The organism is Chengkuizengella marina, from assembly GCF_009910845.1.
Lineage (GTDB): Bacteria > Bacillota > Bacilli > Paenibacillales > KCTC-33759 > Chengkuizengella > Chengkuizengella marina.
Genome location: NZ_SIJB01000035.1, coordinates 48785 through 67910, shown reverse-complemented (window position 1 = coordinate 67910; position 19126 = coordinate 48785). Strand labels below are relative to the sequence as shown.

General features: G+C 33.2%; 16 protein-coding genes and 1 tRNA gene. 16 read left to right on the top strand and 1 reads right to left on the bottom strand.

Annotation, left to right across the window (positions count from 1 at the left end):
• The first annotated feature begins 313 nt into the window (after positions 1-313).
• The 14 genes from guaB (at position 314) to ERL59_RS17150 (ending at position 14635) form a co-directional block, all read left to right on the top strand.
• Complete coding sequence (guaB, locus tag ERL59_RS17215; protein ID WP_160647481.1) at positions 314-1768, top strand: IMP dehydrogenase; 1455 nt, start codon at positions 314-316, stop codon at positions 1766-1768.
• A 159-nt stretch (positions 1769-1927) separates the two neighbouring features.
• Positions 1928-3247, top strand: coding sequence for a D-alanyl-D-alanine carboxypeptidase family protein (locus ERL59_RS17210; protein ID WP_235929928.1), 1320 nt, complete (start codon positions 1928-1930; stop codon positions 3245-3247).
• Between the two features lie 115 nt (positions 3248-3362).
• Positions 3363-4244 carry a pyridoxal 5'-phosphate synthase lyase subunit PdxS gene (pdxS, locus tag ERL59_RS17205; RefSeq protein ID WP_160647480.1) on the top strand — a complete coding sequence of 294 codons (882 nt, stop codon included), beginning with the start codon at positions 3363-3365 and terminating at the stop codon, positions 4242-4244.
• Positions 4245-4286: 42 nt separating this feature from the next.
• Entirely contained in the window at positions 4287-4868 is a 582-nt protein-coding gene (gene pdxT / locus ERL59_RS17200; protein ID WP_160647479.1) for a pyridoxal 5'-phosphate synthase glutaminase subunit PdxT, read from the top strand.
• Between the two features lie 27 nt (positions 4869-4895).
• Entirely contained in the window at positions 4896-6176 is a 1281-nt protein-coding gene (gene serS, locus ERL59_RS17195; RefSeq protein ID WP_160647478.1) for a serine--tRNA ligase, read from the top strand.
• A gap of 49 nt (positions 6177-6225) precedes the next feature.
• Positions 6226-6315: transfer RNA gene (locus ERL59_RS17190), tRNA-Ser, on the top strand.
• Between the two features lie 103 nt (positions 6316-6418).
• On the top strand, positions 6419-6763 hold the full coding sequence (locus ERL59_RS17185) for a hypothetical protein (RefSeq protein ID WP_160647477.1): 345 nt from the start codon (positions 6419-6421) through the stop codon (positions 6761-6763).
• A 99-nt stretch (positions 6764-6862) separates the two neighbouring features.
• The gene (locus ERL59_RS17180) at positions 6863-7024 is read left to right on the top strand and encodes a small acid-soluble spore protein P (RefSeq protein ID WP_160647476.1); all 162 of its coding nucleotides are present in this window, start codon (positions 6863-6865) and stop codon (positions 7022-7024) included.
• 183 nt (positions 7025-7207) lie between these two features.
• Complete coding sequence (locus ERL59_RS17175) at positions 7208-7888, top strand: response regulator transcription factor (protein WP_160647475.1); 681 nt, start codon at positions 7208-7210, stop codon at positions 7886-7888.
• Between the two features lies 1 nt (position 7889).
• A complete protein-coding gene (locus ERL59_RS17170; RefSeq protein WP_160647474.1) occupies positions 7890-9293 on the top strand; it encodes a sensor histidine kinase in 1404 nt (467 codons plus the stop codon).
• Between the two features lie 398 nt (positions 9294-9691).
• Positions 9692-10888 (top strand): HBL/NHE enterotoxin family protein, encoded by a 1197-nt coding sequence (locus ERL59_RS17165; protein WP_160647473.1) that lies wholly within the window; start codon positions 9692-9694, stop codon positions 10886-10888.
• A 47-nt stretch (positions 10889-10935) separates the two neighbouring features.
• Complete coding sequence (locus tag ERL59_RS17160; protein ID WP_160647472.1) at positions 10936-12444, top strand: HBL/NHE enterotoxin family protein; 1509 nt, start codon at positions 10936-10938, stop codon at positions 12442-12444.
• A gap of 19 nt (positions 12445-12463) precedes the next feature.
• Positions 12464-12739: a hypothetical protein gene (locus ERL59_RS17155; protein ID WP_160647471.1), complete on the top strand. Its 276-nt coding sequence runs from the start codon at positions 12464-12466 to the stop codon at positions 12737-12739.
• Between the two features lie 24 nt (positions 12740-12763).
• Positions 12764-14635: an HBL/NHE enterotoxin family protein gene (locus ERL59_RS17150; RefSeq protein WP_160647470.1), complete on the top strand. Its 1872-nt coding sequence runs from the start codon at positions 12764-12766 to the stop codon at positions 14633-14635.
• Positions 14636-14737: 102 nt separating this feature from the next.
• Here the strand turns inward: ERL59_RS17150 and ERL59_RS17145 are convergent, their stop codons facing one another.
• Positions 14738-15847 carry an LCP family protein gene (locus ERL59_RS17145; protein ID WP_160647469.1) on the bottom strand — a complete coding sequence of 370 codons (1110 nt, stop codon included), beginning with the start codon at positions 15845-15847 and terminating at the stop codon, positions 14738-14740.
• A gap of 191 nt (positions 15848-16038) precedes the next feature.
• Here ERL59_RS17145 and ERL59_RS17140 point away from each other — a divergent pair, with 191 nt between their 5' ends.
• Together ERL59_RS17140 and ERL59_RS17135 are read left to right on the top strand one after the other, a co-directional pair.
• A complete protein-coding gene (locus ERL59_RS17140; RefSeq protein ID WP_160647468.1) occupies positions 16039-17211 on the top strand; it encodes a hypothetical protein in 1173 nt (390 codons plus the stop codon).
• Between the two features lie 841 nt (positions 17212-18052).
• Positions 18053-19126, top strand: a complete 1074-nt coding sequence (locus ERL59_RS17135) for an SAM-dependent methyltransferase (RefSeq protein ID WP_160647467.1) — start codon at positions 18053-18055, stop codon at positions 19124-19126.

Genomic DNA, 19126 nt, shown 5'->3' with positions numbered 1-19126 from the left:
AAGGTCCTGGGAGAGTAGGACATTGCCAAGCGAACCAAAGACACTGTAGTGAACTTGATCACTATGGTGTCTTTTTTTTGTTATTGGAGTAAAACTATCCATCTTCATATTGGCTTAATGTTTGGCAAAAGGGATAGGATTAATTTACAACCTATCTGAAGGATTACATCTAAGATCGACCACATCCGTGTGGTCAACGATGCATCAAATCATCCTGATTTGAAAAGCATCTTGACATTAAAATTGCCATTTTGTTATGATATGTAACAATACTTACGGGAAGGTATTTAATTTTAAGGGGGATTTTATAATCGTGTGGGAAACAAAGTTTGCAAAAGAAGGTTTAACCTTTGATGATGTTTTGCTAATACCATCTAAGTCAGAAGTATTCGGAAAAGAGATTGATATCAAAACTAAATTAGGACCTATTCAGCTAAATATACCGTTTCTAAGCTCAGCTATGGACACTGTTACTGAATCAAAGTTAGCTATTGCTATCGCAAGAGAAGGCGGTATTGGTGTTATTCATAAAAATATGTCCATTGAAAAACAGGCGTTAGAGGTTGATCGTGTAAAACGTTCTGAAAGTGGAGTTATCACTAATCCATTTTCCCTGACACCAGATCATCATGTTTATGATGCAGAAGAGTTAATGAGCAAGTATAGAATTTCTGGAGTTCCAATTACAGATGAATTAAATAAATTAGTTGGAATTTTAACGAATCGTGACTTGAGGTTTGTTCATGATTATTCTATTAAAATTAGTGAAGTGATGACGAAAGAAGATTTAGTCACTGCACCTGTTGGAACAACACTTCAGGATGCGGAAGGTTTATTACAGAAACATAAAATTGAAAAGTTGCCTCTTGTTGATAAAAATAACGTTTTAAAGGGACTTATAACAATAAAAGATATTGAAAAAGCCATTCAATTTCCTAACGCTGGGAAAGATAAACAAGGCAGATTATTGTGTGCAGCTGCTGTAGGTGTTTCTAATGATGTAAAAGAAAGAACGGCTGCTTTAGTTGAAGCCGGAGTTGATTTGATTGTTGTTGATTCTGCTCACGGTCAACATATAAATATTATTAATACAGTAAAAGAAATTCGTAAACAATATCCTGATTTACCGATTTGTGCAGGAAATGTAGCAACTGGTCAAGGAACTAAGGATTTAATTAAGGCTGGTGCAACAATGGTTAAAGTTGGTATTGGACCAGGTTCAATTTGTACAACACGTGTAATTGCTGGCATCGGTGTACCACAAATTACAGCTGTTTATGATTGTGCCACAGTGGCTAGAGAGTATAATGTACCTATTATTGCTGATGGAGGTCTGAAATATTCTGGGGACATTGTAAAGGCACTTGCAGCAGGTGCTAGTGCTGTGATGATAGGCAGTATGTTTGCTGGTACTGAAGAGAGTCCTGGAGAATCAGAAATCTTCCAGGGAAGACGATTTAAAGTTTACCGTGGTATGGGCTCATTAGGTGCTATGAAAGAGGGAAGTAAAGATCGTTACTTCCAAGAAAATGAAAGTAAACTAGTTCCTGAAGGAATTGAAGGACGCGTTGCATATAAAGGACCATTAGCGGATACAATCTATCAACTTATTGGTGGATTGCGCTCAGGTATGGGATATTGTGGAACTCCAAACATTGAAGACTTAAAAAATAATGCACAGTTTATTAGAATTACTGGGGCAGGTCTAAGAGAAAGCCATCCTCATGATGTACAGATTACGAAAGAAGCTCCAAACTATTCACTTTAATTAAGGTAAGAATGTTATTAATAGAATGAGAATTTTTTATTCACCATAAATTACCGTCAACTTCTTTAAGACAGGTTAATATACCTGTCTTTTTTTGTGCATATCCATATGATACAATGAAAAAGATGTAGAAAAATGCTTATGGGGGAAGTGACACATTTGAAACCGTTAGTTCTTAAAAAAATTGGAATTTATTTATGTTTATCTTTAATGTTAAATCTATTTGTTATCTCAATGTTTTCAGGACCTGCTTCTTATGCAGCAGAAAATACTCAACCACCACTAAATATTAGTGCAAAATCTTCTATTCTAATCGAAGCAAGCACTGGACAAGTATTATATCAGAAAAATGCAAGCGAACCCTTACCTCCTGCAAGCATGGCAAAAATGATGACAGAATACTTAGTATTAGAAAGTATTAAAGAAGGGAAAATACAGTGGGATGATTCAGTGAATATTTCAGAAAAATCTGCTGCAATTCCTGGATCAGGTGCATTATTAGCACAAGGTGAAACTTATACGGTTGAAGATTTATTCCGATACATGGCTATTTATTCTGGTAATGACGGTGCAGTAGCATTGGCTGAATATGTTGCAGGATCAGAAGAGAATTTTGTGAATATGATGAATGAGAAAGCAAAACAAATGGGCATGTCAGATACAGCATTTTTTGCGAATGCAACAGGTCTTTCCAATAAGGATGACTTAAAAGAATTAGCTCCTACAACAGGTGAAACTATCATATCTGCTGAAGATTTAGCTAAATTAGCAAGAAGAATTGTGTTAGATTTTCCAGAAACGTTAGCAGTATCAAGCACTCCAACAGCCTATTTAAGAAAAGGGGATAACAGTACGCATCAATTTGAAAATTGGAATTGGATGCTTGAAGGCTGGAAAGAGTACAATAATAATTTTAGCAACATTGCTTATGAAGGATTAGATGGTTTAAAAACAGGTTCTACAACGGAGGCTGGATATTGTTTTACAGGAACAGCTGAACGTGATGGTATTAGATTAATTAGTGTTGTTTTGAATACTGATTCTAGGTTAGCGCGTTTTGAAGAAACAAGAAAGCTATTGGATTATGGTTTCAATAATTTTGAAATTAAAACCGTTGTGGCTGCAAAAAGTGAATTAGATGATATCAAAGCAGTACCTGTTAAAAAGGGGATTGAACTAGAAGTTGGGATCCAAACTGAAACCGGTATGGAGTTAGTTGTTGAAAAAGGGGAATCTATGGAAAATGTTCTATTTGAAACCACAATACTGCCTGAAGAAGATTTGATTGCACCTATTCAACAAGGTGATGTAGTTGGAACATTAAAAGTGAAATATGATAAGTTACCGCAACCCTTTGAAGCTTCGATTAACTTAATAGCTGCAGAAGATGTGGAAAAGGCAAGCTGGTTTAGACTTTTATTAAGAGCAATCAAAGATTTTTTTGTAGATATTTTTGAAGGAATAAAAGGTATTTTTTAATCATTATACTAATTTCAATAAGCTGTTTTGTTGTATAATAAGATGGCTTAAGGTAAAATTATTTTTTAGGGATTTATGTTAATTTTAATATTTATATAAATTGGGAGGAAAGAATATGGAAACAGGTACACCACGTGTTAAAAGAGGCATGGCAGACATGCAAAAGGGTGGCGTCATTATGGACGTTATGAATGCAGAGCAAGCAAAGATAGCTGAAGCAGCAGGAGCATCAGCAGTTATGGCATTAGAACGAGTACCGTCAGATATTAGAGCAGCTGGTGGGGTAGCTAGAATGGCGGATCCAACAGTTATGGAGGAAGTCATGAAGGTGGTTTCTATACCAGTTATGGCAAAATCTCGTATTGGACATTTTGTTGAAGCAAAAATGTTAGAAGCAATGGGAGTAGATTATATCGATGAAAGTGAAGTACTCACTCCTGCTGATGAAGTATTCCATATTCAAAAAGAAGAATTCACAGTACCATTCGTTTGTGGAGCAAGAGATTTAGGGGAAGCGTTAAGACGTATTGGAGAAGGTGCATCCATGATTCGCACAAAGGGTGAACCAGGAACAGGAAATATTGTTGAAGCTGTTCGTCATATGAGAATGATGGTTTCCCAAATTCGTAAAGTTCAAAACATGTCAAAAGATGAGTTAATGACTGAAGCTAAAAATTTAGGTGCACCTTATGAGTTAATTCTTCAAGTACATGAATCAGGAAAACTTCCTGTTGTTAATTTTGCTGCAGGTGGTGTTGCAACTCCAGCTGATGCAGCTTTAATGATGCATCTTGGATCAGATGGTGTATTTGTAGGATCAGGTATATTTAAATCTGATAATCCTGAAAAGTTTGCAAAAGCAATTGTAGAAGCAACTACACATTATACAGATTATGAATTGTTAGTAAAAGTGTCTAAAGATCTTGGTACTCCTATGAAGGGAATCGAAATTTCTAAACTTGATAAATCAGAAAGAATGCAAGAGCGCGGTTGGTAATTAACACTTTATTTTTTTTCATGCAAGAAAGAAGGGACAGCTGTGAAAATAGGTGTACTTGCTCTACAAGGAGCAGTGAAAGAACATTTGAAAATGATAGAAAATGCCGGTGCAGAAGCGATTGTCATTAAAACATCAGATCAATGCGATGAGATTGATGGGATCATCATTCCAGGAGGAGAGAGCACAACAATTGGTCGTTTAATGAAATTATATGGCTTTATTGAGAAGTTAAATGAGTTTTCCAAACAGAGAAAACCTATTTTTGGTACATGTGCCGGTATGATTTTACTTGCTAAAGAAGTTGTAGGAAAAAGTGAGAATCATTTAGGATTAATGGATATGAAAGTAGCAAGAAATGCTTTTGGGCGTCAAAGAGAAAGCTTTGAAGCTAACTTACCAATTAAAGGTCTTGAATCACCACTTAGAGCGGTATTTATTCGTGCTCCTTTAATTGAAGAAGTAGGGTCAGGAGTTGAAGTACTTTCTGAATATAACGGAAAAATTGTAGCAGCTAGACAAGGGCACTTGTTAGCTGCTTCCTTCCATCCAGAACTTACAGATGATTTTCGTTTGCATAGTTATTTTATTAATATGGTGAAACAATTCTCCTTAGTCAAGTAAATGCCATTTGTGGAAGGAAGGGTTTTTTTGTTAGATATTAAACGATTTAGAAATGATCTTGAAACAATAGAGACTGCATTAAAACATCGTGGCCATCCTTTGAATGACATGACTAGTTTTATGCAATTAGATACCAAGCGTAGAGAATTACTTCAGCAAGCTGAACAGTTGAAAAATCAACGAAATGTCGTTTCACAAGATGTTGCAAAGAAGAAAAAAGCTGGAGAAAATGCCGAAGATCTCATTAAAGAAATGAGAGAGGTATCTGATCAAATTAAAACGTTAGATGAAGAGTTAAGAGAAATTGAGTCACAATTAGAACAGATCTTATTAACTTTACCTAATATTCTCCATTCTTCCGTTCCAATTGGAAAAGATGAGGATGATAATGTAGAAATTCGTAGATGGGGAGATATTCCAACATTTGACTTTGAGCCAAAGGCTCATTGGGATATTGCTACTAACCTTGATATTGTAAATTTTGAAGCAGGTGCTAAAGTTTCTGGCTCCAGATTTTTATTTTATAAAGGTTTAGGAGCTCGATTAGAACGTGCTTTAATTAACTTTATGATGGATTTACACTGTATTGAACATGGTTATGAAGAAATGTTACCTCCTATGGTTGTGAATCGAAACAGCATGGTAGGTTCTGGACAATTACCTAAGTTTGAAGAAGATGCATTTAAGTTAGAAAATGATGAATACTTTCTTACTCCTACAGCAGAAGTACCTGTAGTCAACTTTTATAGAGAAGAAATTTTATCAGCAGAACATCTTCCAAAAAAATATGTAGCATACAGTGCTTGTTTTAGATCTGAAGCAGGCTCAGCAGGTAGAGACACAAGAGGTCTAATTCGTTTACATCAATTCAATAAGGTTGAATTATTGAAGTTTGTTAAACCAGAGGATTCTTATGATCAGTTAGAGAAGCTATCAGAGAACGCAGAAAAGGTATTACAACTTCTTAATTTACCATATCGTATTTTATCTTTATGTACAGGAGATATTGGTTTTACATCGGCTAAAACTTATGATTTAGAAGTATGGTTGCCACAAAGCAATATGTACCGTGAAATTTCTTCCTGTAGTAACTGTGAAGATTTTCAAGCTAGAAGAGCTGGTATTCGTTTTCGTAGGGATCATAAATCGAAACCGGAATTTGTTCATACATTAAATGGATCTGGTTTAGCCATCGGTAGAACAGTTGCAGCCATATTAGAAAATTATCAGCAGGCTGACGGTACTGTAAAGATTCCTGAAGTACTTCAACCGTACATGAATCATGTAAGAGAAATTTCTATTAAATAAGACTTGCATTCAATAAAACTTCTGTGTTACAATACTTCTTGTGACGCAAGGAGAGGTGGTCGAGCGGCTTAAGGCACTGGTCTTGAAAACCAGCGAAGGGGGGACTCTTCCGTGGGTTCAAATCCCACCCTCTCCGCCATATATTTCATAAACATCAAGTATCTAAACGATGCTTGTTTTTTTTTGTTTTTTTGAATAAATGAACCTACGTTATCGCAAATTAATGAGGCGGAGGTGTAATTATGGACAATGAAGCACTAACGATAAATTCAGAAGAGCTTTTACAAAATTGGCAAAGTACATTACCGACAATATTAAATAAAACAGATTCAGTGGATGTTAGTTTAGATCATGCAAATTCTAATGCTTTAAACATTCATATTTCAACAGCAGGTCATGCGATGTACACATTTGATTTCAGATGTACTTATGCGGATGAAAGAAAAGTGGATGTTTCTTTAATTGATGTTGAGCAAAATAATAAAGCGATTGATGAGAACAACGAAGTGATCCAAACGTTAGCAGAAGATTATGTAAGGCATATTCATGAATGTGCTCAAACATTACATTCTATAACACACTCATAGCAGCCTAAAAATTGGCCTTAAGTGGGTGTCGTTGAACTGTATGAAGAAGTTTTCACATTCATGTTGTAGTTTATGATTGATTATAAGGAGGGTTTAAATATGTCTAATGAACGTTTAACTCCAAAGAATCCACACCAATACACAGAGCGTAAATTAGATCAGGTACAAGATGCTAAGGGTGAGGCCTTATCTGGTTCAAAAAAAGCAAAAAATAAAAATCATTCCAGAGCCAATCACGGAGAAGGATTTGGAGGGGTGTAGTTAATAAAATGAACCTATGGATTTTTCATAGGTTTTTTTATAACTTAAAATTTATAAAAGGCTCCGAAAGGCTTTTCATCTATTTAATATTTTGTTTAGTACTAAACAACATTTATGCACACATTTATTGTAAAGTATGATAAAATCAAGTCTAATATTTACTAATATAGAAGGTGATTAGTAATGACTGATAAAAACGTGTTAGTTGTTGATGATGAAAAAGACTTGAGAAGTTTAATACAAATGTATCTAGAAACTTCTAATTTTGAAACCTTTCAAGCTTCAAATGGAAAAGAAGCTATTTTCATTCTTGAAACAGAACGTATTGATATTATTATTCTTGATGTTATGATGCCTGAAATGGATGGATTTACATTCTGTAAAAAAGTACGTGAAAAGTCTAATATTCCAATTATATTTTTAACAGCAAGAGGAGAGGAATGGGATCGTGTTCACGGTTTAAAATTAGGTGCCGATGATTACATCGTAAAACCGTTTAGTCCAGGTGAATTAGTTGCTCGTATTGATGCAGTATTACGTAGATTTAATCATAATAAGCAACCTGAAGAAGGACTATTTCAACAATTCGAGTCAATACATATTGATGAGAAAGGTCGTAAAGTGCGAATACATGGTGAACCTATATCATTAACTTTAAAGGAATTTGATCTACTCCTTTTTCTTTGTAAAAATAGAGGGCAAGCTTTAAGCCGTGAACAATTATTGAATAGTGTATGGGGCTTTGATTATATTGGCGGGGAAAGGACAGTAGATACCCATATAAAAACGCTAAGAATCAAAATGGGAAGTATAGGTGAATCCATTCAAACGGTTTGGGGTATTGGTTATAAATTAGAGGTGTGAAATGATAAAAAATTTGACATTAGGACAAAAGATTTGGATTATCATTAGTCTTGCCATCATTGCAACGATTCTATTTTCTTACTTATTATCAAATTATTTTTATCAAAAGTACTATGTAGAGAACTTAAGAAAAACATTGGAAGAGGAAGGTTCTAGACTTGCTACAAATTATAAAGGAGGAGATATAACTCCTCTATTTATGGATCAAATTCATTGGTTTAATCTTATGTTTGAACCAGAGGTATTACTAGTTACAGATCCTCAAGAATTGGGTATCAGATTTCCATTTAATCTCGATTATGAATCATATATAAATGAAGCAGAAAGAGAGCAATTATTAGCAGGGGAAATTATATCTAAAATTGGTTATGAAGAAAAGATTGGTCATCAAATTATGGGTGTGATCGTTCCGTTATTAGATGAAAATAGATTAAGAGGCATACTTTTTTTATACAGTCCTTTAGCAAAAGTTACTGAAATGATTAGTGATATAACAAGTATATGGATTACATTTGCAATATCTTATGTATTGTTTTTGATCATAGTAGGAAGGATAGTGATTGCAAAATTAACTAGACCACTTCAAAAACTAGAGAATGCGTCTTTTCACATGTCACAAGGAAACTATTTAAAGCGTGTTGAAGTAACTACAAATGATGAAATAGGTAAACTTGGACGAGCATTTAACAATATGGCGAGTGCTATAGCAGAAGAAGATGAACGAAAAAAAGACTTCCTTGCAAATGTTTCTCATGAACTTCGTACTCCTCTTAGTTATGTAAAAGGTTACAGTGAAGCTATCATTGATCGTGTTGTTAAATCAAGAGAAGACGAACAGAAATATATAAAGATCATACATCGTGAAGCTTCACGTATGCAACGTCTTGTTCAAGATTTACTTGATTTATCAAAGTTGGAGAGAAAAGCATATCCTCTATCAAAGCAACCCCTTGTATTTGCCCAATTGATTGAGGACTCTACTGAAATATATGAGTCAATATTGTTGGAAAAAGAAATTACGCTTAGTACATCTCTAGATCCGGAAATTATTATACATGCAGATGAAGATCGAATCGAACAAATTATTCATAATATTATGGATAACGCTGTGAATTATACGCCGATCGGTGGAGAAATTTCTATTGAATTACATCAACAGGCAAATCATCAATGCGAGCTTATTATATCAGATTCGGGAATAGGAATAAGTGAAGAGCACTTAAGTCATCTAGGAGAACGTTTTTATCGAATTAATAAAGCACGAACACGAAAAGATGGCGGAACGGGTTTGGGAATATCTATAGTAAAACAAATAGTAGCTGCTCATGAAGGGAGTATTTCATTTTCTAGTAAAGTTGGAAAAGGAACACAAGTTCATATTATGTTGCCGATTATGGGGCATTAAGAATTAAGAATATGTGAGTTGAACTTATCAATTAAATAAAAAATAACGTTTCAAGTATGGTAAGATACTTTTTTGTAGTAAAAACTGTACCGTATCTAACTTTACTATATTCATCCCACTCTTCCAGGAGTGGGTTTTTCTATTTGGAATATATGTGAATTTAAGTTTTCATTAGGAAGTTAATACAACAATCATGTATCTCTTCTTTTTACATAAAATTTCTTACTTTCATCACAAACATCCCATACTTCTATCACATTTGTTAATTATCATGTTAAGACAATATTAAACCTTGTTATAAAATAGAAGCTTTCATTTAAATTATTTCATAAAAGTTTTGAGCCAAGATAGAGCCGAGACAAGGTTTCATTGTAATTATTGTAAATAGGAGGGCGATTATGAAAATTACAACAAAAACATTCACGTCAACAGCTTTAGCTTTTACACTTGCGACAGGTGCTTTCTTGCCGAATTATTCATTTGCAGCTGAAACAGCAATAGTTGCTGAAGCAAATACAAATGACATTATACTTGCACCTGTAAATATGCAAAAAGCAATAAAAAGTATTGCAACTAGTAAATTGATTATGGATGCATATAAAACATCTATATCAACTCAAGAATCGGTCCGATTGGACATTCTTCCTGATCTACCTAGCTATCAACAAATAGCAAGAGACCATGCTAGTGATTATGTTAATAATCTAAGTAGCTTATTAATTGAAAGAAATCTTGATGTTAGTGCTTTTGCTACTGATTTTATTAATTATTATGATGTACTGATGGATACGTTGGATAGAGTGGATGCTGGAGACGATCAAGCAAGTCAAGATTTTCTGTCATTATTAAATATTATACAAAGAGAGATTCAGCAATATCGAGATGATACAAACGATACGATGTATTCATTTCAGACTTACAAAGATGATTTGCAGGATGACCATTTTAATTTCCAATATGCTGCTACAACAACGCTAAATAATTTGGAATTAGAGGATGAGAAGATCGAAATCATAATAGATCAGCTTAATGATTTAGGTGCTGAAATTAAAGAAGAAAATAGCGTGTTAACAGCAGAATATATAGAAGCCGGAGTTGTTGGATTAGAACTATCAACCATTGCACTAGAAATAGCAGCGGAAGGAGTAGGATCCTTACTTGGTCCTGTAGGCGTGAGTATAGCAATAGGAACTATTATTTATGGTGCTGTTACTGGAAATATAGCATTAGATGAAAAACAAGAAAGAATCAGAGAGCTAAATGAGGAATATGAGAATATTTGGCTCGGGTTACAGGGGACAGAGATTCAAGCTGCAGTTTTGAATGACATTCAAATGCAATTAAATAACTTCTATGATGCAAATGATGGCATTATTACTTCTACAAGAGACTTGTATGAAGAATGGGATAGTGCATATGAAGGGATTCAAAATCTTAAGGATCAATATGATGCAAGAAAGATAAGTACGGACGAAATAAGAAATCTATTACTTGATGCAAAAGAAAGCTGGAAAAATAGTAGAGCACAAGCAGACTATATCAACAGTCAACTTAATTTGCAAACTTCTGTAGAGACATTAGATTTAAATACTTAATGAGTAAGGTATTATAAAAATTTTAAAATAAAAGGAGAGAATTAAAAATGAAAATCACAAAAAAAACCATTACTGCCACAGTATTAGCATTATCCTTAGCAGGGAGTTCAATACCATATAATGTGTTTGCTGAAGAAGTGATTCCTATTGAGGTAGCAGGGGAACAAGACTCTGCATTAGTAGATGCTACCTCCCAATTTCAGAATAGAGCTCAACAGTTAATAGCAGACAAACTTGCACTTGATATTTATGCAAATACAATATTGTCACAAGGAACGATTCAACAAGTTCAATTTACGGATAATACTGGAACACTAATAACAGTGCCAATTAATGAACATCAAGCTACAGCCAAAGAGCATGCAACGTATTGGAGGGATGATCTTGAACCCCAATTGATTGATTTAAACTTGGATATAAGATCTTATGCATCTGATTTTCAAACCTATTCAAATTTAGCTATTGATTATTTAGATGGGGTGTACTCTGACGATGGGACACCTGATGTTGATGATTTCAAACTTGTAATGGATGCGATTCAGTCAGATATTAATGAAAAAATAACAAATGTTGATCATACAATTGAGCAATTGACATCATTTAGTGGTGATCTAACAAGTGACTCTACGGATTTAAAAGATGATAAATCAATCCTTGATGAATTTTTAGGGGCAAATGGAGAAGATGGTTACGCAATTGAGCAGTTGAATCAAGATATTGAAAATTATGAAAGACAGCTAGATTCCCTTAGAGATCAACAATTGACTGCGACGCTTTCCGTAGCTGGTACTGGGACTGCATTATTGATTGGGGGTGCATTAGTATTAGCAATTGCTCCGGAAACATCTCCATGGATTATCGGAGGAATGGTTGCTGGTGGAGTGTTGACTGCAACAGCTGGGACAGCGACAGCATCCATTGTATACGGAGATCAAATAAACAGCGTTAGACAACAGTATAACGCTGCAATGGATGAATTAACTGATTTGCAAAAACAAGCCGCTGGTTTTAAAATCGCGGAACAACAAGTATCTTTAATGGTTGAAAAAATTGATAGTGCTATAGCGGCTCTTAATGATGTGAAATCAACATGGGTTACTTTAGATTATGAACTAGGTGATTTAGTTAACTCCATTAATAAAGCCGATGAAAATGTAGATAGATTAGTATTATTAGCAAAAGCAGATCTTAATAATGCTAATGATAAATGGGAAGAGGTTTATAGACAAACAGATTTATTAGCTGCATTTGGAAATGCACAAACGATAAGTGATTTTGATGAATATCAATTTGATGCACCAACAAATTTAATAGCTAGTATAACTAGTGACGATGTTACTTTAAGCTGGGATCGACCTACTTTTGCTTCTGAGATAAATGGAGATCAAATCACATATGTTATTTTACTTGATGGTCAGGTTATAAAGAGCGATCTAACCAACACAAGTGTTGTATTATCAGGTTCTGACGCACCATTTGGTGAACACACGTATAAAGTAAGGGCATTCGATGGTGTAGTATATTCAGATACAGTTACTATCAATATAACAAATTAAATGAGAGGGGAAAAAGGATATGATGAATAAACGTTATTATAACGGTTTATTGTCTGTGAAGTATGGATTACTTATTGTATGGATCATATCCATTTCTTTTATTCCGACAAATAAAATGGTTGTTGGTGTTTTCTCTCTTTTATTAGCCGTAATCTATGGATTAGTAATAATCAATCTGATTCGAAATAAAACACTAAATCGTATGAGAACATTACCAATATTAATTTTACAAATTTTAATCACTATCATACTACTAACATTTGGTTTATGGTCCATTTTAACAAATTTAATATAAAAAACACATGAAGAGGTGAATATCGTGTTAAGAAAATTTACTAGTGTATCTTTGGTTGCTTTGTTACTTTTTAATATGGTGTTTACAGCGACTATATTTGCAGAATCTGGGGAAACAGATGTTTCAATAGACCCTAAACAAATGCAAGAAAACGTTAATGGTCTTTCAAATATGATGCAACAATTAGAAGAATATGCGATCTCCGTAATACAAGAAGGATCTATTGATAACCCGCTAGGTTCAGGATCTGAATTTTCCAACCATCAACAAGCAGCGAAAGAACATGCTGAGACTTGGTTATATGATATTAATAATCAAATGTTTGAAGTAGTTAGTGATATTGTTGATTACAGCAATGATTTTGATACTATGTATAATCAAGCAAGGGGACTCATTGACCAGTTGCCTGACGTTAATGCTAGTCAAGAGTTAATTACATTACTATCTGATTTAAAAGGAAAAATTTCAGAGAAACTGGTAACGGTTGATCAGGTACAACCAAAATTAACAAATTTCAACAATACATTATCAGATGATATTTCCCTTTTTCAAGATGACTATAATGAAGCACAATCACAAATCAGTCACGAACAAAATCAAATTATTCTGCTACAAAAAGATATTGATGATTTAAATGCTAAAATGGAAGAACAAACTCCTGTTACAATTTGTAACTACTTTGGCTGTACTGTAACTTGGGTAGATAAATATAATAACTATGATCTGACGCAAGAAATATCTGATGATCAGCAAAAAATAAATGAAGCTAATGAGAAAATAGATCAGCTACGTCAATTTCAAAGCCAAGTGCAAAACTTAATAGACAATATCAGTACTGTTGCTAATACTCTGACACTAATAAACATTAGAGATGCATGGGAAGCCCTTGATTATAACTTTGAACTTCTTATCAATGTATTAAATAAAACTGATGTCGAAGATCAACCTATTTTATTAAGACCACAAATGGATCAAGCGAATTCAAGGTGGCAGGATATAGAACAAATAGCCCTTGCTCTACAGGAAGGTATGATTTACAATGATCCATTTAATAAATTAGCTTTTCAACCATTAGATGATTTTAATAAAAATAAATCATCAGTTACAGCAACAAATGAATCATTATATGGACAACAAGTGTGGAAAATTGAAGCTGAAGGATTGGATGGCTATCGGCAAAATGTAAATGCTAAAGTAAATGAAAATCCGAAAAACAGCGCTTATACGTTTAGTATATGGTTAAAAGCAGATGATGAACATATCGTAACCTTAAGATTAAGAAATAAAGAAAAAACAGAAGGAGGGCAGCAAAGTTTTACAGTAACCACGGAATGGGAAAAATATGATATTACAGCTCCTTTTGAACTAGATAGTGATTCTCTCTCCATATACTTCTATCCAGCAGGTTTTGAATATGGAAATCAAGGATATGTATATGCATCTGGAGTATCATTGACAGAAAAAAAACAATTACTTGACTCACCAAATGATTTTACAAAAGATTACTTAAGTTATTGGTATAAAGACACGTTAGTAGAAAAAACGACTGTACCTTCACCTGTTGGAGAGAATACTACAGTCAATAAAATCACGCCTTCTGATTTAAATAATAAAATCTATCAAGAGACTGAAATTGACCCAGTTGGAAAAACATATACGTTTGGAATTTGGTTAAAAGCGGATAAGCCACATACTTCAACGATGAAGGTACAAAATGCTGATTACAGTGAATCAAAAAGCATTTCAATTAATGTAACAAATGAATGGCAATACTTTGAGGTATCCAAAAATTTTACAAATCATAGTGATAAAGTAACGGTACTACTCTGGCCAGGTGGTTATAATAAAACTACAGATTCAGTATATGCTTGGGGTGCAAGTTTAGTAGGAGAGTAATATTAAGTTTGCAATAAATAATGAGAGTCTGCCTGAATAGGCTATAGAATAGGGTAACCTCGAAAAGAGGTTATCCTATATATCAAATATGTAATTAAAAAATTATTGTGAGGCTAAATTTGAATTATTACTAATCATTTCTATAGATTTAAAATCATCTTTAACCTTATCTAATGCCTCATCGTTAATAACGACATATGGACTTTGCCATCTACCTTCAAACGGTACTGTGATAATGGAGTCACTTGATATACCATAAAAATCCTTTACAAGCATTAACATTTTTGTTTTGTTCATATCCGTTTTAAAATTTTCTGTCACAATATCTAATAACTCAAAAACTTGATTGATATTTTCCCAACTTGCTATTTTATCTAGCGTTGCTAGGATGACTTCTTGTTGTCTTCTACTCCGATCAAAATCGCTGGAATAAAAAGCTTCGCCTCGATTATCTTGTCTAAATCTTGCAAAGTTAAGTGCATTTTGACCATTTAATATTTGTTGTCCTTGGCTAAGATGAATACTTGTATTATCTACGGAATCGTCATACTGCATATCACGATCTACATAAACATCTATTCCCCCTACTGCATCTACTAAAGAAACAACCGTTTGGAAATTAACCAAAAAAGAATAATCAATCTCAATATCTAGTAATTCCTCCACTTCATCTCTTAATACAACCATTCCTGAACTTATGTATTCTTCTGGAAGTTTAGCATGATTCACAGTAATTCTTTCTCCAGATAAAATGGATGGGTCTTTTTTACTATTAATATAAGTATGTTGGTACCCATCGCTAAAAGTGGAATTAATTTTAACATACTCAGGGTTGTAATCTCTATATGAAGTAAGTTTTAAGAGTTGACCATCAAATTTAACTCTTGTATCTCTTGGTATTGAAACAAGCTTCACTGATTTATTTTGAGGAATGATATGTGCAACAATAATGGAATCTGTATTTAATGTAAAAGGATCTACACGAAAATCAATTCCTATTAATAGAGCATAAAAATCCTCTGGTTTTTCTTTTTCTTCTTCTTTGTTTGACTTAGTTGTTGTCATTGTGGACTCATCTGTTGGTTTAACAATTTCATTAAAATCTGGAATAGTAATCTCAGTATCATTTAAACTTGTATTCACTCTGTACAAAATACTTATAAAAATAACTAAAAAAATACTAGCTCCTATGAGTAAACTCTTTTTCAACATGTAAACACCTCATAAGTTATACGAGAATAGGGTTGAAAAAGTTGCATAATATGACAATTTATTTTTTTTATATAAATATTATAAGAAATGTGAAACCTGGAATAAAAATATGGGTATAAATATATATTGATTTTATGGCTTATATTGTTTTATGATAAGGAAGGTTTTTTATTAAAGGGGGAGACATTGCGATGAAAAGAAAAATATTTTTAATTGTAACAACTTTGTTACTTATGTTTACAGTTGTTCTTAGCGGATGTGGAGAGAAACCAGGTCCAAAGGACTTATTACAAGAAGCAAGTGAAAAATCATTAGAAATGAAATCTTATTCTTTTGACGGTAATATGAATTTAAGTTTGAACATACCGGATGAAGCGATGGCAGCAGCTCCAGAAATGGCTATGTTTGCAGGTATGTTTCAAAATATCAATATGAACATGACAGGAGTTTACCAACAAGATCCAATGAAAATGGAAATGGTGATGGATCTAGAAATACCAGGAGATATGAGTTTTAATATCAATCTACCTATGGTAATGGAAGAGGAAAGAATGTTAATTAAAATGCCTACAATTCCATTTGTGCCTTTTCCACAAGAAGTAACAGGTAAGTTTATTGAAATTGATTATAATGAGTTAGCCGAAATGTCAGAAGGAGAAGTTACACCATTTAATTATGGAGATCTTCAAAAACAAAATGAACTAATCATGGAAATCTCTCAAATTATGTTTAAACATTTTGATGAGGAAGAATATTTTACTTTAGTTGAAGATGTTGAGCTTCCAGAAGGTATTGATGTAAAAAGAGCAGTTGAAATTAAAATCACTGATGAAAAATTTGAGAAAGCCATGGTAACTTTTATGGATGATGCACTTCCAGAGTTATTGGATTTATTAGCTGATCCAAAATGGGTTGAGGTGACACAATTAGAATCAGCAGATTTAGAACAGATTAGAGAAGAATTGGAAAATGGAAAAAGTGAATTTCTAACATTTCTAGAAGATGAACAAAATACTTTAAAAGTGAATGATATCACATTCTTAAATGGAATCAATGGTGATAACTACATTTCTTACCAAGAGGTAAAAATGGATGTAGATGTTATTACTGAAGGGCAGACAATTAATCTTGTTTTTGATCTATCAATGGGTATGGATCAAATTAATGAAAATCCTGAATTTACAGTAGAAGTTTCCAGTGACAATATTATTAAATTAAAAGAATTAGAGGACATTATGAATTCAGCATATGGAACATTTGAAGAAACTCCTGAACTAGGTGAATTCGATATTGAAGGACTTGAGGATTTGGATCTTACTGATGAAGAAATTGAAGCTCTTATAGAAGAAACTACGTCTAACTGATTTAAAGTATATAAAAAAAATTCCCAGCTAATTAACTGGGAATTTTTTACATATATTCCAAAGTGAATAATAAACCAAAAAATGTAAAACTTCCTAAAATGAATATGATCAATAACCTCAAATTAAATTTATATGTCAAACAAACCAAATTCAGTTAATTTAAATAAAAATTATCGTAATCTTCTAAAAAAATATATGTATTGGTACTTAAATCATACAATTCCTATTCGTAATTATAATGTATAAAAAAACATAATCATGATCAAATATGCAATAAAAATAATAAATGTGAAAATCTTTTTACAATTTTATGAAAAATATGGTAAAATAGACATGTATAATAGTTGGTTTATATGGGCGGTAGGCTATTACCCTTAAAGGGGGTGAGGCCAAATGGAGATTTTCAATCTTTTGATTAATATTGGAAGGTTAATTATCTCAATTCTTGAATTCCGCAGAAAACGGAAAAAGAGACCGCCCTCATGCCAATAGGTTGCGGTCTATTCGTTCAATAACGTTATCCTACCGCCTTGTTAGACGGCTATTGTACTTCCAACCGCGGGTGCTGTAACACTTGCGGTTTTTTCTTTTTTCTCAACTTTCTTTATTATACTTTTTCATGAAAAAAATGTAAATGGTTATATGTCAAATATTTTGTGTTTTTTTTATGAAAATACAACCTGTTTCATTCACACAATATCATCATATGATACAAAGCTTATATATATTATATTATTTACAAAAGCTATCTGTAATAAACGATGATAATAATCATCCTCATGTTGTTTAATAAGATAGTATTACGAAATACATTATGATAAGATCAGATTGGTGATAAAATATGAGCATACAGAACAATGATTCAGGCGTAGAAATACAAAATACAAAACAAATAATCATAACAATCAAACCTGAGTTTGTAGATATTGGATTGCAGGAGTTTAAATCAGCAGATCCAGAAGGAAGGCTTATTAAATGGTTTGATCAAGGAATAGGGCTTTTTAGGCTGAGTATAGGGTTTAACGAATTGACTGCATATTTTGCTTTACAAAAACCAATTTATATCCAACATATTTCTCCAATACAAACTGAGGTTCAGTTAACGCAAACAGAAGAAGATTTACAAGTTATACTTAAACATGTAAATTCAAACTCCTCTCTTTTGGATAAGAATAAAAGCTTTTCTGTTCAAACACGATTTATTGATTCTTCAATGGAACGATCCTATAAAAGGTTTGAAGTGAACAAAATGGTCTCCACTAAGATTCAAGAAATGGGTTATACATTACATATTCAAAAACCTAAGCAGATCATTTCTCTCGCATTTTATGAATCACAAGTTTATATAGGAATCTCAACAGCTGAAGCAAATTTAAGTGATTGGTCAGGGGGGCAGCATCGTTTTGCACAGGAAGAAGATCAGATTTCGAGAGCTGAATTCAAATTGCTTGAAGCAATGGATGTATTTGATGTTCAACTTCCTGAAAATAGTGTAGCACTTGATTTGGGAGCGGCACCTGGGGGGTGGACTCGGATCTTGTTGCAACATGATGCTACAGTATATGCTGTAGATCCCGCTAATCTAGATCGATCTCTGAAAAAACATCCGAGAGTAAAACATTTTAAAGAAACAGCGCAAGTCTTTTTCACTCGTAATGAAAGCACTAAATTTGATGTGGTTGTGAATGATATGAAAATGGACACGGTAGAGTCCGTAGAATTAATGGGAAGAGCCAAAAGGCTAATGAAATCAAATAGTATAATGATTTTGACATTAAAATTGCCCAAAAAAAATATGAAAAAAAGAGTAGATCAAGCTATATCTAAACTTGAAAAGTGGTTTGAAATTCGAGGTGTAAAACAATTGTTCCATAATCGTTCGGAAGTAACTGTATATATGCAAAATAAAAAATAG

What these genes read in the sequence shown, in the direction of transcription:
- ERL59_RS17160 (WP_160647472.1), top strand. Translation starts at nt 10,936, where the DNA reads ATGAAAATCACAAAAAAAACCATTACTGCCACAGTATTAGCATTATCC.
- ERL59_RS17155 (WP_160647471.1), top strand. Translation starts at nt 12,464, where the DNA reads ATGATGAATAAACGTTATTATAACGGTTTATTGTCTGTGAAGTATGGA.
- ERL59_RS17135 (WP_160647467.1), top strand. Translation starts at nt 18,053, where the DNA reads ATGAGCATACAGAACAATGATTCAGGCGTAGAAATACAAAATACAAAA.
- ERL59_RS17165 (WP_160647473.1), top strand. Translation starts at nt 9,692, where the DNA reads ATGAAAATTACAACAAAAACATTCACGTCAACAGCTTTAGCTTTTACA.
- pdxS (WP_160647480.1), top strand. Translation starts at nt 3,363, where the DNA reads ATGGAAACAGGTACACCACGTGTTAAAAGAGGCATGGCAGACATGCAA.
- ERL59_RS17180 (WP_160647476.1), top strand. Translation starts at nt 6,863, where the DNA reads ATGTCTAATGAACGTTTAACTCCAAAGAATCCACACCAATACACAGAG.
- ERL59_RS17140 (WP_160647468.1), top strand. Translation starts at nt 16,039, where the DNA reads ATGAAAAGAAAAATATTTTTAATTGTAACAACTTTGTTACTTATGTTT.
- ERL59_RS17185 (WP_160647477.1), top strand. Translation starts at nt 6,419, where the DNA reads ATGGACAATGAAGCACTAACGATAAATTCAGAAGAGCTTTTACAAAAT.
- ERL59_RS17145 (WP_160647469.1), bottom strand. Translation starts at nt 15,847, where the DNA reads ATGTTGAAAAAGAGTTTACTCATAGGAGCTAGTATTTTTTTAGTTATT.
- ERL59_RS17170 (WP_160647474.1), top strand. Translation starts at nt 7,890, where the DNA reads ATGATAAAAAATTTGACATTAGGACAAAAGATTTGGATTATCATTAGT.
- ERL59_RS17175 (WP_160647475.1), top strand. Translation starts at nt 7,208, where the DNA reads ATGACTGATAAAAACGTGTTAGTTGTTGATGATGAAAAAGACTTGAGA.